Source organism: Nocardia sp. CWNU-33 (assembly GCF_046764895.1).
Lineage (GTDB): Bacteria > Actinomycetota > Actinomycetes > Mycobacteriales > Mycobacteriaceae > Nocardia.
This window is the reverse complement of sequence record NZ_JBKOQN010000001.1, coordinates 194,805-212,115: the sequence shown is the minus strand read 5'-3', so window position 1 is coordinate 212,115 and position 17,311 is coordinate 194,805. Positions and strand designations below refer to the sequence as shown.

Sequence of the window (17,311 nt, the reverse complement as noted above, 5' to 3'; positions counted from 1 at the left end):
CTGGATGGCCTCGGCGGTTGTCCATACCTCCGAGGGACCGATCCGGATTTCCGTGGTGACCGACGGTGAGTCGGACGCCATCGACGGCCATCGCGCCGCCAAAGTGGCCGCGGAGAAGGCACTCGCGCACCTGACCGCTGTCGCGGACGGGCTCGGCCCGGGACAGCGGCTGTCCAAGGCAGCGGCCGAACAGGCGATGCACGAAGCGATCGTCGCGGCACAGGCGGAAGTAGAGGCGCTCACCGCCGCCGAGTACGCGAATGCCGACAAGCCGCCCAAGACCACGATCGCGGCGGTCATGGTGCAGCCCGGTCGCAATGGGCAGCCGGGGGAGTACGTGGCGGGCTGGGTCGGCGACACCCGTGTGCAGGTGCTTCGGCGAGATGGTGTTTCGGAGACGGTGACCACCGACCACTCGTACCTCGCGGATTTCATGGGGGCCCGGGACATTTCCGAGCGAGCGGCGCTGCGCACGCCATTGGCGCGGGAACTGCGGCACAAACTCGGTCGTGGCGAGACCCTGCCCGTGGGCAACGTTGTCTCCGGGACCGTGTCGGCCACCGATGTCGTGATGGTCGACACCAATGGGCTGTGGGACACCGAACCCGACGCGGCAGAGTTGGCGAAGGTCCTGATCCACGAGTCAGGCGACTTGTCCGCGAAGAGCGCGTACCTGCTGGAACAGGCGCTGCGACAAGGCGGGCGAGACAACATCACCCTGACCCTGGTGTCGTGCGCGCCGAGCGAGCCGGTGCCTCGGGCACTACCCACAGCCCCGGTGGGAATGCCCGCCGGGCCGCGGCGTGACTACGCGGCACTGGCGCGGGAGTACCAACGGTGCTGGACCGAGCTGCGCGGCCTGGTCGCACAGCTGCCAGGTCTGAGCTTGGCGAACCTGACCTCGCCGGACGGGCTCGAAGACGAGCTGCGGTCGATGGTTCGGCTGGCTATGGCGTCCGACCAGCGACATGTGCAGACCCAGGTGGAGATCGCCGCACGCCACTTCCGTGAGTTGGGGATGCGAGCCGCCCGGTTCCGCACGTGGCTCGACGCGGCGGGCGCCGGGTCGGAGTGGAGCGATGCCGAACAGGGTTACGTCTCGGCGCTCTCGGACTGGGCGGTCACGCTGCGCGAACAGCGAGATGTGGTGTCGGCCCGGGCGAACGAGGCCGTATCGCTGATGGACACCCGGGCCGTTCATGCCACTGCGCAGATGCGCGACGAGCTCCACAGTTTGCGCACCATGCCGCACCCGATTGGTGTCGGCGATCCACTGCACACCGACCGGGACATCGCGCATGCGGTCCGTCGGCAGGAGGAAGCCGCGCAGCGTGTTCGGCTCGCGGAGCAGCAGATCCCGGCTGTGCCCCCGGAACATTCCGTAGGCGATCCCGGCCCGCTGCTCTTGCCTGCGCCGAACGCTGATTCCGACGGCCTGCCGATCCCGCTCGGGCTGCGAGCCGGGCACCGGGCGTTGGTCACCGAACACGCGAGCGCGTATCAGGCATTGCGGCAGGTGGTCGGTGCCCTGCCCGCCGACATTGTCGCAGGGTTGTCGGTCAACGTCGCGGAGCTGACGGGTGAGGGTCACGCGCAAGCTCGTGGCCGGGTGTCGCAATTCCTGGCCGGCCAGTACGCGCTGGCGCAAACCCTGGCGCAGCAGGGGCAGGAGCTGCCTGTCGCAGACCGCCGGCGCGACTATCAGTTGGAGCAGCTACTCATCGCTACCCGGCGATATCACCTGGCCGCCAACCGGGTTCGCGCCTTGGAGCACCGTATTGCGGCACATCGAGGCGGGGTGGATGCTGAGCGCGCTCAGCCTCGTGCTGCGTTGCGCGAGGACCCCGGGTGCAGCCAGCAGCAGCACAACCGAGCCGCGGCTCGGTGGCGAAATATCCGGTCGTGGGCGCGATCGGCGGACGATCACGCGATCGCGTGGGCCTGGACCGACCCGGGCACCCAACGCGCGATGATCCAGGCGACGCCCGAAACGGTCGCCACCACCGAAGGTTTCCCGCGCGCGGCGCGCGACGAGGCGATGCGGCTGATGTTGCGCCGCAGCCGGGAAGAGCTGTCGGCGGCGGACAGTCTCACCCCCGAACAGCGCCAACGGTCGACGCTGGTGAATGCCAGGGCGGAGCTGCTTGCCGCCACCGAACGGTGGACCGCGCAGGTGCCGGGGCATCCGGCCGTGCAGATGATCGGCACCACCGGCACGCTGCTGGTGATCGGCGATCTGGATGCCGCGGAGAACATCAGTTTCCATGTGGTGGACCGGAATTCCCGCTCGCGCGACGATGCGTTGATGCGGGCCTCGGCCGCTGCGGTCGCTGATGTCGCCGCGTCCGAGGGGCCGGCCGCTGCGGTGGTGTGGATCGGGCCGGACGCCGAGACCGGTGCCGACGTCGAGCCCGATGCGCAGGCTCAGCGCCGACAAGCTGCGGCCTTGGCGCAGACGGTGGCCGACATGCTGGCCACCCGCCCCGAAGGACAGCCGGTACCTGCGGTGCGTCTGGTCGGCCACCACGACGAAGCCGATGCCGCTTCGCCGCCCGCCGCGGTTTCGGGCCTGATATCCAACGCCCGCGCCGACGAGGCGCTGGCTGGCCACCGTGTCGTCGTCGCGTTCCCGGACGAGGCCATTCAGGCGTGGCAGCCCTCGCATCGCGTGGAAGGTGTTGCCAACAACTGCTTCCCGGAGGCCGCTCGGGTCGCGCTCGACCGTGCCCTGCAGGCTCGGTTGCGGGATCCGCGGTTCCGGGATCCGCGAGTGGACCCCGAGGCCGACCCCGTGGTTGCTGACCTGCGTCGTCGGATCAAGACGCTGGAGTCGATGTTCGCGTCGCTCAACGGAATATCCGGCGATTTCGGCGCGACGCTGGTGAGCGCGGACTGGCATTCGGAGGGGTTCGCGGACTTCGACGCGATGGCCGCCGCGGTGCCCGAGGGCGGGGTGATGATCGGGGCGGTGGCGTTCGACGGCTTCCAACGCGAAGGCGTGGTCGGTGCCCACGCGGTGGCGATCTACCGGGAGAACGGCCGGGTCATGGTCCGCGACGGGAACCGGCGCGCTGTCACTTTCGAGTCGTGGCGCAAGGGCCTGTCCGGTGTGGTCGGGTGGCACGGCATCGTCTTCAATGCCGATGGGACCGCGGCGATTCCGCTTGCCCCCCGCCAGCGGCCTGCGCCAGGGGCGGGTAAGGCGTTCGCGATCGCGAACATGGGTGCGCGGGTGGACCAGACCGATCCCGCCGACGCCGCACCGGGCAGAGGGCTCACGCAGCTGGGGGAGGCCGACCGCGGCCGGAGGCCGACGTTGTTCCAAGGGCTGGCCGTTCTGCTCTCGCAATTTGACGGCGGAAATGTGGATTCTGTTGAACAGCATGGTTCTTGGGCTCGGACCGAGGATTTCGCTGAACAGCTGCAACGGCAGGATTCTCCGGCTCGAGCCAGGTTCGTCGCCGATTTTGACGCCGCCCGTGCTCAGCTGGCGCGGGAAGCTGGAATTCCGGCCGATGTATTGGCTGATCCGGTGTTGGCCGAGCAGGAGTTGGCCGACCTGAAAGAACGGATCGACAGCCACGAGGTCTCGGCCGAAACCGCGCGAGAATTCCAGTGGCGACACGGAGCCATGCGCTTACTTCGGGAGCTGGACCGAATCGATCTTCGTAACCTGCTGATAAGGCAGGTGCCGGACGTGATCCGAGAATCTTTGGCCCACGCACCGCACGGCACGGATGAGTACAGCCGGATGGTCGGTGATCTCCGCGCGCTCGATGATCTCGCCCGTGAGCTGGAGCAGCTGGAGCCGATGGCATCTCCGGAGCTCCCGCAGGCGCTCGGCGACGACATCCTGGCCAAGTATCAGCTGAACCCGGACACAACCCAGCAGAGCAGGGCTGCCCTCCGAAACCTGAACGAGGGATATCACCAGGCGCGGCTGCTGTTGAGTAGCTTCCTGGAGACCGACGCCGATTTGGCGGAGCTGTCCACCCAACAACTCGACGCGGAGATCGCGCGCATCGAGGACAACCCTGTTATCGACCGAGAGGCCGTGCGGGCACTGGCCCGGGAGGTGCAGGAACGGCGCGTGCTGCTGGACTGGGCTCGCGCGGTCGAAGTGCACGCCATGACGGAGCGGATGCTCAGCGACCTGTTGCACAGCAGGCTGGCTGATTTCGTCAATGCCCCCGGGCGCCGTACCCCGGCGCGAGCGGGATTGTTGAGCGCCGAACTGGTCCGAGTCCGCCACGACGCGATGACGAAGTGGGCAGGCAAGGCCGTGACCCACACGCCCATGACCGTGGACACGACCTCGCTGACGTCGGATGAAGCGGTGACGGCATGGCGGATCCGGCGCGAGCAGCTGGCCGCTGGGTTGAGTGAGCGGTACGGCCTGTTCTCGGTGCTGAGTGCCGAGCAGTTGCGTGACGAGTTCGGGGTCGACGTAGCGAAGGAGGAATTGGAGTCGTTCGGGGCGAGCCGGGACGAGCTTCGGCAGGTCCACGAGCTGCGCGCGCTCGACGATGCCATCGCGCAGCTGGAGGGGTACCGAGTTCGGATCCGGGTGCTCGGCATGCTGTCGGGTGCGCAGCGTCGGGCGCATCACGAAAAGCTCGGGGCGAGAACGCGGTTGGTCAACCTGCGCCACACCCTGACCGCCCGCTTCCCGGACATCGACGCCCAGTTGCTGACGACGAGCCAGGAGACGGCGGGCCAGTCGTGGTTCACGCAGCTGGAAGAGCTTCGGCAGCGCAGCGAGCCGGAGCTCTCCGCCGCGTTGGGCGAGCTGATCGACGCGGCCCGGGCACAACAGCATTGGGCGCGAGCGGCACGTGAACTCGACCGGCTTACACGTCAACTCGAACGGTCTGTCGACGATCTGCGTACCGCCCAGAAAGTGCTGGACGACGCGCGCTACCAGGTCGGGTATGTCCTCGCCGAGGACGGTGTCACCTTGCGCGACTGGGGTCCGGTCGGGCGGTGGCCGGCTATGACAGCCAAGCTGGTCGAGGACCAGGCGCGGAAGGTGCTGACCGAGCTCGGACCAGAGGGATGTGCCCAGCTCCGGGTGTGGACGCCGAGCCAGTTGACACCCGAGATCGTGGACCGAGTACTGGAGGACCCTTCCTACTCGGCGCAGCACCCGGCAGCGCGACGATTGAACCACCTCACCTTCGCCCTCACTCAGGCGAGGATGGCCGTCGACTCGGCACGATCGGCACCGCGACTTGAGCAGTCCCTGACCGACGACCTGGCCTCGGTCCAGGAGCATGTCACGTGGATGCTCGATGATCCGGCGGGGCACGGTCCGGCGGCGACGTCGTCGGCCGACAGGGTGCGGCAACCACTGCCGAGCACCCCGCTGCCCGGATCGTTGCCGCCCGGCGCCTCGGACGGATCGACACAACCGCAACGCCCGGTCGAGCCGCGTGTGCTGCACCTGCTCAGCGACACCCCGAAGCTGTGCGCGGTGGACGCCCTGTGGTTCGCCGCGAGAATCCTTGGCCTGCAGCTGAATCCGCCGTCGCCACATGACCGCGCGCTGCAGCTGAATGGCATGAGCCCCAAGGCGGTGGCCTTGGCCGCGGGTGCGAAATGGCAGCCGGGCGGTTTCCAGTCCCTCGATGATTTGTACGTGCTCGCCGAGGCGGGCGAGGTAGTGCTGGGAGCGGTCGACTTCGGAGACGTCGGCGCGCACATGTTCGTGGTGTACAAGGGCTCCGATGGCGTGGTGCGGGTGCACGAACGTGTCGGGGACCAGGCGCACGACGTGCGGTTCGACGAATGGGACAAACCCGAAGGTCCGCTGTACGGCATCGTTTTCGACAAATCCAAGAAACCGCGGCACGAGCTGAAGCCCGGCGAACAGCCGCCCGACAACCCCGGCGCCGACCACCCGCGGCGCAACCTGGGCGCGCGCTTCGACCATGACCCGGACGAGGAACCGGCGAAGCCGTCCGGAGAGCCCACTGCGGCGGATCCCGCACCGAGGTTGGGCGCGGGCTTGGTGGCACTGCGCAAGTTTGCCAATGTTGTGTACCGGCGGCTGAAGGAGCAGCTTCCGTCGCTGTTTGCGAATCCGGTGGATGTGGCCGCGCTGCTGCAGGAGCACGAGCCGCCCCCCGAACTGGATCGCTGGTCGGCCCAGCGCGACGTACTACACCAGATGCTGAATTCGTTGATCGATGTGGCGCCGGTGCCCGACGAACAGCGCGCGGATTTCCGATTGCCTGCGAACCTGCACGACGACCTGCCGGTGATGCAGGCGTTGGCGAACCTGGGCGAGTGGGCCGAGAAACCACCCGAGGTGGCGCGTGCGGAACGGGACTTCCGCTGGCTGGACCGCGTGTTGCAGCACGTCGAAGACGCCCGCAGATTCGCCGCCTGGGAGCGTCGGATCGAGGCCCTGGACACTGCGTTGCAGAACGCCTACGCCCGGCGCGGGCACGGGGAGATCTCCGAGCAGGAGTACACCGTGCTGGCCGCCGACCTGGTGCGCCTGGACGACCTGGCCCGAGATCTGACGGAGGCGCTCGAGCCGGTCGGTCTGCCCACGGTTCTCCGGCAGCCGGTTGACCTCGAATCCCACGGCCTGACTGCGCAAGAGCTCCAGACGGTCATGGGAAAGCAGAAGCGCGCCCAATTGGAGCACCGGCAGACCCAGGTCGAGAAGCAGCTGCTTGGGCTGCTCGAACGGAACACGGCGCCGACCACCTCGGAGCTCGAGCAGATTCTCTCCGACGACAAGGCACCGGCCGGGGTGCGGGACGCGGCGTTCGAGTACGCCGAACTACGGGCGTTGACCGGTGCTTTTGTCGAGGCCGAGCGGCGAATTAACTGGGTCCAGGACGCTATCGAAACCTTCGACGCAGCACAGGCTCTGGCGCGGACCCCGAAAACGTACCCCTATGTCACGCAGGGCGAGAACCTGGATCGGTTCGCTGCGAATGCCGCCGCGCAACTACGGGACGCCCGACTGGCGTTCGCGGACACAGGACGCGAGCTCGTCGAGGCGTCACCGGATCATGCATGGCTGGGCCCGGACAGCAACATCTGGGACTTGCTGGCCGCATTGAACGGTGCGAAGGCACAAATCGCCGCCGCGGAAGGGATCCCGGCGTCCGCCGTGACCTCGGCTCGGGTGCAGGAGATACTCGGGCGGGCAGAACAGGGCCGCGCGTTCGTGCCTGCCCAGACCCACCGGCTGCTGGAAGACCTGATCGAGATCCAGCCCAGGATGCGTCGGCTGTCGACCTGGTCGACCGGATTGGACGCGTTGGCCGCCGCTCGCCGGCAGGCGTACACGCAACAGCAGGCCGCCGCCGACCGGTACACGATGACTCGCGGCATCTACCAGTTGCACTTCCCCACCGATGCGCCTGACGCCGAGCCGATCCCGACAGATCCCAACGACTTCCGCGATTCCGAGAACCTGCAGAAACTGAAGCGGGATCTGTTTGTTCAGCGTATCCGGCTGGACCGGGCAAGGGGCCGGGACAGCGAGAGCGGCGCCGAATTGGCGCACCGCCACCAGGTGCTCGACCAGCTCCTGACAGCCGCCGAAGAATACCGGGACCGGTCGCTGCGGTTCCTGCGATTGGATGTGCAGCTGCGGCAGGTCGACGAGATCGTCGAACGGCACAGAGCCGCGACGGCGGAGTCCCGTCAGATCAGCGACCTGGTGGTCGCACGGGCCGCGGCACACGGCATGTCCGAGGCTCAACTCGGAGCCGCGTCGCAGTGGCCACACCAGATACGCCTGCTACGTGACCAGGTCATGGCCGAAGCCCTGAACCTATTGACGGGACAGAGTTCGCGGGCCGACCAGGACTCGGCCTTCGTCCAGACGGACCTGCTGAACGAAGTGGCGTCGCTCGCCGACGAGTTCGTCCGACTCGACCGGGAAATCGACGAACTCAAAGGCCAGTTGGACCTGGCACTGTCCGCCGAGACCCCTGAAGCGGTGATCGCCGCAGTCGAAAAAGGCGCCGGGCCCGCGCTGGTGACCTACGTGCGCCCGAACACCGGCGAATGGGTCAACCCGGTGGGCTCGCTGCCTGCGCACGAGCTCAACCAGTGCGCGCGGGCGGTGCTCGGCGACATCGCCGAGTACTACGGGATTCCGGTCCGCGGACTGTTGTCGATGCTGGGTGAGGAAGACCTGCTCGGCACATTCGTCAGTCGAGTCGAAGCGGCACTGGGGCAGCGGAAGCCGGACAAACGGCCGCTGAAGTCGCAGGAGGTGGCCGATGTCGCCGTTGTGGAACACATGTTGCGTGAGTGGGCCGCCAAGCGCGAGTCGGTGCGTAAGGGCAGCGGCGACAAAATCGGTGTGGTGGTGTTCGTCCCGACCGTGGCCGGTAAGAACGGGGCCGGGGACCTCGGCCACACCTATTGGCTGACGCGGTGGGTCGACCTCAATGGTGACGAGCACATCGAGCGCCGCGACATCGGCATGGGTGTGTACAAGAGCGACCTCACGGTGTCCTCGGATGAAGTGGGCCAGAAAGTGTTGGCCCTGTTCCTGGACAACAAGGGTGAACCGCATCATGTGTACAGCGGTCACCAGGTGCTGCGGCTGCGCAGCGGCGAGGACTTCAAGGTCGGCACCACCGTGCCCCAGCCGCCCGCGGACGGACAGGGCGCGATCTGGCGCGACGATGGGGTTGTCACCGATTCCTCAACACCTGCAGCGGTGTGGGCTTGGGACGGGTTGAACGCCGATGAGGTGTTCGCGGGCACCGACACGGTGGACGGCACTACCTTCCGAGTACGAGTCGACGGTGTCGAAACCACGGTGGCTGGGGTTTCGGTGGCCGTGACGCTGGAGCTCGACGGTGGTGGGTCGGCGCGAGTCCTGCTGCAGCTGGCCGATGTCGGCGAGCGGGTCGTCGCGCGGTACCAACAGGTCGATCTGGGTGCCGATGCTGCACGCCTCGCCCCGGCGATGCGGCGAATGCACGACCGGTTCACCGGCTGGCTGGCGGAATCGAATGTGGCGTGGGCTCAGGACAGCGCAGCGGCGCCGACCGAGAGCCGGACGGACCCGGATGCCTGGCCGGAGGCGGGATCCGGGGCATCGTTGTGGGCCGCGGTGGACTTCCAGCCCCAGGATCACAGTGCCGCACGCACGATGGTGTCGGACCAGCTGGCCGAGCAGTTGCGTGGCTGGTCGCCGTGGGATGCAGACCGCGTGATCGACGAGATCGACGAAATCTTCGTCGCCATGGTCTATACCGGCGGCAGCGAAGTTCTCGTCCGCGTGCAGACGGTCGACGGCCTGCTACGAGTGACCTTGTCGGACAGCGGTAGTGCACTCGTCGGCACGCCGGAACAACCCGATCGTTGGCGACAGTGGTATCGGTCCGGGATGCAGCGCACGGACTCGGGGCGGGAGGTGTGGTTCGAGCTTTCCTCCGACGCTCCGGAACTCGTGCCGCTGGTGCGGGATGCCCTGCAACAGGCGAACAAGCGCACCGTGGCGGAATTGCTGGCCCCGATCGAGCAGGGGCAGCTCGATGTCGCGTCGGCCCGCACCATCGGCCGATTCGTCGCGCAGCTGTGGCAGGCCGCGGACAACGCAGACTTGACCGCGGAACTACTTGGCAGGCATCCGCAGTTACGACAGGTGATCGGCGCCGTGCCCGCCGAGGTACTGCACCCGCTGGTGCGGCAGGCGATGCGAGCTGTGCTGGTGCAGCTGTGGGACCAACACGAGGACAACCTCGACACTTGGCAGAAGCAGTTGGTGCGCCAGCTACCGGCGGCCGACGAGGATTTCGTCCTGGAGGTTCCCGAGGCACTGCGCCGGGCCGCTCCCGGTATGTCGGTTCAGCTGTTGTCGGGCAAGCTCCTGCCGGATGTGGATGCCGAGGGCAAAGCGGCGGCAACCGGCGGGCGCCACCAGATCCGGCTCGGTGTCGGGGACACCGCGGATGCCGACACCCTGATCTGGTTCCAGGCCGGCGCGGTGTCCGATCAGCAAGGGATCGAGCGGGCCACTGCGGAGGCCGCCGAAATCCTGCGCAGCCACCAGCAGGCGGGGTCGGGCACCGTGGCGATGATAATGACGGTCGACTACGACTTCGCCACCCTCGAAGGCACAGCTACCTACTGGGCCACCGTGCTGGATGCCCGCGAGCAGTGGGACGCCGCCCAGCTGGTGCAACACGTCGCGATGACGAACGCGGCCTACGAAACTCGACATAACCAGAGCAGGCCGAGCGTGCTACTGGTCGGCCGCGGCGGCGGCAGCACTGTGGTCGAAGCCGCAGCCCGGAGTCTGGCCGGTGAGTTCCAGACGATGGACAAAGACAATCCGTGGGACCCGCAGCGCGTCATGGAGCAGAACGCCTCCGACCCCAGGTTCGACGACGAATCCTTGGCCACGGCACACCAGTTGGCGCAGGCTCTGCGCGAGCTGGGGCCCGAACCCACTGCGTGGCAACTCCTGTCGGTGCTGCGGGCGGCCGACAGCCGCCCGGACGCGCTGAATCTCGTCGCCGTAGTCGCTCCTGAGCTGGTCGCGAACCTGCCGGGCGCGCCGATTTCCGCCCGCTATATCGCCACCATGTACCGGTATTCCGAACGGCTGCGGCAGGAGGAATATCACCCCGACGGGGTCACCCCGGCAGCGGAGCACAAGCTGGAGGTGCTGAGTTCCACGCATGAGTCGTTACAGCGGTTCCTTCGTTCGGTCGACCGGCTGCCGGGGTCCCCTACCGCGTCGGTGGTGGAGCTGGACGGCACGACGGTCGCCATCGGCAACGCCGAGAACGCTACGCGCTGCGCGGTCTACGCCACGGTCGACACCGAGGTCCCGCTGGACGACCTGCGGCAACTGGCAGTTGTCGGACACCACCAGGACACGGCGGACGACGACGGGCTGCTAACGCTGGTCAGCGCGGGCGCCGACCTGCAAGGTCTGCTCGACGAGGTCACCCCTATCTTCGAAGCCCAAGCCTTGGCGTCCCTCCAGCCGGGCGGCGTATTCCCGACCATCGTGGTGTCGGTGCTTGGCCGCACCGACAGGCCGGAGCCGCCCTTCGCCTCAGGCCTGGTAACCACGGCAGTGTCCACCGCTCGGCTGCGCACCCGCGCGATCCTGGACCTGCACTTGGCGGCCGAGCGCGTGGGGATGACGTGGGCCGAGCTGGTGAGTGCGGGACCGGGTCGCGACGAGCTGCGGCTGCGGATGCAGGCCGCGCGAACCGAATTCGCCGAGATCCTGGCTCGCCGCACACTCGGAGACGATGCCACGCCACCGCTCATCGCCAAGAAACGCGCAGCGGCCGTGTTGGTCGACCCCGTGCTGGCCGAACAGGAATTGAACGACCCCGCTTGGTTGCTGGCCGGTCCGGAGCAGGCGCGAGCGCATGCGAAATTCGTGCGCTACCACAAGGTATCGACCCTGGTCGCGGAGATCGACCGTTACGACACCCGGCTGCGGCGGCTCGTCGATCTGGACCGGACGCTGGGCCGAATGCAGGCGGAGGTGCGCTCTGGCCGCGACACCAACGACGAATTGAACCGGTTCGCCGGTCAGATCAAGAACCTGGCAACGCTCGCCAGGGAATTCGAGGCGGCCCAGCAACCTCTACCGGACGCGGAGCAACCGGAAGGTCGGACCGAGACCGTCGAGCATCTGTTGGGCGAGCTGTTCGACAGCCGGTTGGCGGAGATCGCCTGGCAGCTCAACGAGCGGCCCGCCGCACCGGAGCGGATCTGGTTGGGCAAGACCCTGCACGACACCCCCGCCGCACGGAAGGCGGATGTGTGGAATCCGCTCCGGTTCCCGAACGATCCGACTCCGGACGATCTCCCCTCGATGCGCGCCCGGCAGGTGCAACTCGCGGCGCAGATCGCCCCCTGGTTGGAGGTCGACCCGAAATCGCTGACCCCGCACGTGGTGGAGTCATTGCCGCTCGTGCCGTCCTTGGCCAAACTGGAGGAGGCCGGGCATGACGACGCCGATTTACAGGCGTTCATGGAGTTGTGGGAGACCAGTGCCGACCTCGTCTACATCGAAAAATTCCAAGCCGCAAATCATCTGAGCCTCCAGCTCGAAAACCTGAACACCATGCTGCAGCAGGCGCAGGTCCGGGTGCTGGAGGCCAAACGGCGCTTCTTCCACGAGTTGGCAGTGCTTGTCGAGCACTCTCCCGCCGACGCCGAATATGTGCACTGGGGACCGGACACTCGGCAACAGCTGCTCGCCCGCCTTGCTGTCGACACCGAGACACCGCGCGGACAGTCCTGGCGACTCGCCCAGCTGAACGCGATGATCGACTATCACCAGGCGCATACCCGGCTGCAGCAGCAGGTCGACATGCTGGCAGCGGAAAACCGGCGGCTGGACACCTTGGCCGGCGAACGCGCCGCTGCCCGCGCCCGCGAGGACGCCGACACTGTCGCCGAAGCCGACACTGTCGCCGAACTCGATCAGCAGCTCGACGCCGAGCTGGAGCGGATCCTCTCGACACCGCTCGAAGAGCAGGTCGCGCTGCTGGTGCAGGCGCCGCCGGTGCCCACCGATGGCGTGCGGGACGTGCCGACCACACCGCCGGCCGCCGACCTGTCCGCGGCCGATCTGCTGTCGGGTGTCTTCGACGGTGACGTGGAATGGCCCGGGTTCCCGAGCGATGCACAGCAGACCCACCTGGCCGGCGTGCCGCAGATCTGCGCCTCGGACTCGCTGTGGTTCGTCAAAGAAGTCCTCCACGTCGAAGGCATCGACCCGCCGTCGGTGTTCGACCCGACGATCTATACCGAAGGCATGCTGCCGTCCGACATCGCGCGGCGTGCGGGTGCGAAGTGGCTCGAGAACGGCTTCGAGAACCTCGAGGTCATGCGCGAGCGTGCGGCGCGTGGCGAAATCGTCATGGGCACGGTCACCCACGATGCTGTCGGTGCACACATGTTCGTGGTGTATCGCAGTAAAGACGGCACGGTGTGGGTGCACGAACGCAAAGGCCACGATGTCGTCGACGTGCCGTTCGCGAAGTGGAAGGACCGACCGAGCGGACGGTTGCACGGCATCGTCTTCCGTGCCGTTCCCGACGGTCGCCCACAGCCGCTGGAACCGCTGGGCGAGGGCGATTCGGCCGGTGTGGTCGGGCGGGACATGCCCGGTGTGGTGGACGCCGAGGGCCGACTCGTCGAGGCGGCGGTGGCCGGAGATCCGAACTGGGCCGATGATCGGTCGCGCAGGCGGCGTGAGGCGATAGATGCTTCGGTCAGCGCCGCGCGCCTGGCGAGCGTGGAGGAGTTGCGGCCGGACGGGAACCGCGTCGATGTCGCTGCCACGCGGGCCAAGGCGCGGGGTGCGGTCGCTTTCTGGGATCACGCGACCTCCGACCACTTGGACATCGATGTCCGCGTGGCCTTCTCGCAGGAGCACCCGGCCATCTTCGCTGCCGCCGAAGTCGCGCCGAGCCGATGGCAGGACAGGAACAACCGGCTCGCGGCGGTGGGGGAACTCCTGGAGATGGAGGCGCGAGCGCGCGACCGTGTCCTCGATGCCGCCGGAATGGTTCGGCTCGAGGAATTGCGCGACATCAAGAAGGCGGTGGAGATCGCCGACGCCCGCGGCAAGGCGATGGGCCTGCCTGTGCACCTGATGTCCTACGACAACGGGGTGCTGGTTCTCGAGTTCGGTGACCGCAAAGCCACTGCGCAGCACCAGGTTTGGTTCGCGGCGCCGAATGCTGCCACATCGGGCGAGCTGACCGCGCGGGTGAACGAGGCCGCCGACATCGCACAGGTGGAGAACCAGCCGGGACGTCTGACGGCCACAGTCGCGGTGCTGCGTTACGGCGCCGAGGGGAGCGCGGCGGATACCGTCACCGCGGTCGGCGAGAACCTGGTGCACCGGATCGTTTCCACCCAGGCCATCCATGAAGTCCGGGTGCCCGGACAGCTTCCGCCGACGTTCGAAGTTGTCGCCCGCGGGGACGGCGTCCTGGTGTGGGATGCCATCAAAGGCCGTGTGCCGCAAGCCGGCATCGACCTGGACGACATCGTGGCCAGGGCCAGGCAGTGGACGCAGGCGCTGCCCGGCGCCCCAGCATTCGACCTGCGCTGGACCGGGGTCACCAACTTCGCCGCCATCGGCGATCCGCGCACCGCCGACCAGGTGGTGGTGTTGGTCGACGGGCAGCCGAATGCGCTGTCGTTGCATACCGGTCTGCGGGACGCGTTGGGCGTGTACGCCGAAGAACACCGCGCGCATCCCGGCCGAACCGTGGCGGTCGTGGTGTCGCAGGCCGCCGACCCACGCAGGCTGGCCGCCGATCTCGCGAACTTCGCCGCCGAGCGGACCGTCGCGGGCACGATCCGGCTGCACGCCGACCGTGGCGACCGTGCTCTGGTGCGGGCCGCGCTGGCCGACGAACAGATGGCTCACCACCGCGCCGCCTTCACCCGACCGGTGTCGCTGGCCGCCCAGCGGCGCAACCGCCGGCTCAGCGATTCGGTGGCCGCGGCGAAGCGCAAGATTCTCGGCGATCGGACGAAGCGGTCGGATACCGTCGTGCTCCAGTTGGGCGTCCACCTGGACGATATGCGCCGGGCGGTACGGGACGCACTGCCCGCGCGGGCCGCGAAGATCGACCTGGTCGAATCCGCGATATTCCGCGCCGAGGCGCACTTCGACCTGCGACTCGTGACCAATGCTCAGTTCGGGCGGTTGGTGGACGAACTGTCCGAGTTGCGTCAGCAGGCGGTGGCGATCGAGAACAGCCGCAGGAAGATGCGGCGCAACGGTGACGATGAACTCGATACTCTGCGTCAGCTCACCATGGAGTTCGACACCAGGTTGGATCAGCTGCCGCGAATGGCGCGCGAGTTCGGTGTGGTTCTCGACGCCGCCGCAGCGGCGCCCGCCACCGACAGCCCTGCGATGCGTGAGTTGGCGCAGATGCTCGAGCAGCAGCGCACCGACCTGCGCGCCCGGCCAGGCAATGAGTTCGTCACCTTCGACAACGTCCACACACAGGCAGCGGAGCTGGAAGAACACCGCGAAAAGCGCCGCGAGAGTGCCGAGAAGCTGGCGCGGGTGTCGGGTGTTCCGGAATCACAGCTCACCCCGGCTCGGGTATCGCAGTTGGCCGCTCTGTTCGCTGACCAGCACGACGCGCCCGAACGCACGATGCCGGCGGATGCCTGTCGGAATGCCGATGTCGAGATCGCGAGGCGGGAACGGATTCTCGCGGTCGCCGAGCGCATGCGCCGCCTGCGCAACTTGCAGGCCGCGCAGGCGCAGGCGCAGGCGCGTGTCGAGGTGGCCGACGAGCACCTCGGCCGACTCCGGCAGGAGTACCAGCAGAGCTACACCGGCCACAGCTTCGAGGTTTCCTCGGGCCGGCTCGAGGTCGCCGACCTGATCGCGACCTACCAGGACGCCAAGGCGTACCGGCCCCACAGCCATGAGGCGGCAACGGTCGCCCGGATCACGTATGAACTGCAGCAGATGGTCGGTCACGCCGAGCGGCGGGACGCCTCGGCCGCACAGCTGCGCCGGTTGCGCGAGCACACCGATCGGCTCGCGGTCCTCGCCGGGGAGCGGGTGCGGGTGCGGGTGCAGGACCAGCTCTACCTGGCGAATGCCGCGTTCCCCGCATCGCCCGCCGCCGCCGCCACCGAGCAACTGGCCCGGATCGACGCCGCACTGGACGACGGGTTCGGCGCACAGCTGACCTCGCTGCGCATCGAAGACCGCCCCGGGGACGTCTCCAGCTACGAGCGTCCGGATACCGCCGTTCAGGCACATCTGCGCGGCGAGAATTCCACCGGCGACAAGCAGCAGGGCACCTGCTTGCTCGATGCCACCGACGCCGCCTACCGGAAACTCGGCAAGCGGCCGCCGAAGCGTTTCGTCGACCTGACCCGGCTGCCGGGGACCGATGCCAGACAGGCGCCGGAGATCGTCGGATCCGACTGGGAAAAGGGCGGATTCGACTCGTTCCAGGTACTGCACGACCGGGTGCATGCCACCGGGGACGTAGTAGTCGCGGTGCTCGGTTATCGCGGTTTCGACAACCTGAACGAGATCGGTTCGCACGCTGTCACCGTGTACCGGGACGGCAACACCGTGATGGTGATCGACGGCGACACGGAGACCACGTTCCAGGCATGGGCGTCCGGCCAGATCGGCGTGGACAGCCTGGCCGGCATGGCGCTGAAAGCCGATGGCACCGCGGCCAACCCGCTCGGCCCGGACGGCACATCGCGGGCGGTCGCGGGTCTGGACTTCAAGAACGTCCGTATCGGCGCCCGAAGGGCCGAGATACCGGGATACGTTCCGCCGCGTCCAGGATTGCCGACCCTCGATCGCGGCTCTGTCGACTTCGACCCGACCGCGGCGCGGGAGAAGTGGCAGGGTCTGCTCCGGCGGGCCGACAGTACGGTTGCCGCCGTCGACGCCGAGGGCGGATTCGACGAAGTCGCTCCCGACGAGCGGGTACATGCTCGCCGCAGAGCGCGCTTGCGTCAGATCGACCTGCGGTGGAACTCACTCGATTTCGGGGTCCAGGACGAGATCCTGCACACCATCATCGATGAACTGGCCGGCGAGGATCTGCCGGATACGTTGCGCGACAAGGTGAATCGGCTGCGGCTGGTGCATGAGCGCGACGAGTTGCGCACCGCCGATCCCACCGCGGAGAACGTGGCAAGGCTCGCGGAACTCGACGCATGGGCCGACCGGCTGACCGTCGCCGAACGCTGGGCCTCGCACCTGCCCGGCGAGCTGCCGGTGCGATTGCTGGCGTTCCCGAAGCCCGGCGAATCGGGGAGCCCGCTGCTCACCGTCGGCGAGGTGCACCGGGCGCGGAACCTGTTCGTGCAGGTCGCCGGCGGCTCGGTGACACCGCAGCCAGTGGACGATGGCAACGGCATCACGATCACCGATCCGGATCTGGCTCGGATGATGAACGAGGTGACACCGGAGCTTCCCGGTGGGTCGTTTGCGGCGGTATTGAGTTACCCCGGGGATAGCGGCACCCTGCACCAGCAGCTCACCGACCTCATCGGGACCCGGGACGAATCCACCCCACCGCCGGAAATAGTCCACCTGTCGGCTGTCGGCGAACAGGCCAGGGCCGTCGCCGACGGCGCCGTCACGTTGTCCGGTCCCGACCAGCGGGTGCTGTCGGCTCCGGTCGCGGTCATCTACGCCGACCCCGTGGACGAGATCAAGGTGCCGCTGCCGTACCCGCACACCTCGCTGCGGGAGCGCGATGGCGCAGAGGTACGCACAGACCTCGAGGCAGTGGTCTTCACCGCGCTGGAATGGGCCGGTATACGCAGT

Annotated in this window: 1 protein-coding gene (running past both ends of the window); it reads left to right on the top strand. The window is 67.8% G+C overall.

This entire window lies inside a single protein-coding gene on the top strand: locus ACLMAL_RS00570, encoding a sigma-70 family RNA polymerase sigma factor (RefSeq protein WP_411997295.1). The 104,907-nt coding sequence extends 13,337 nt beyond the window's left edge and 74,259 nt beyond its right edge, so the window shows coding positions 13,338-30,648 — codons 4,446 (partial) to 10,216 (complete); the first complete codon in view begins at window position 2. The start codon and the stop codon both lie outside this window.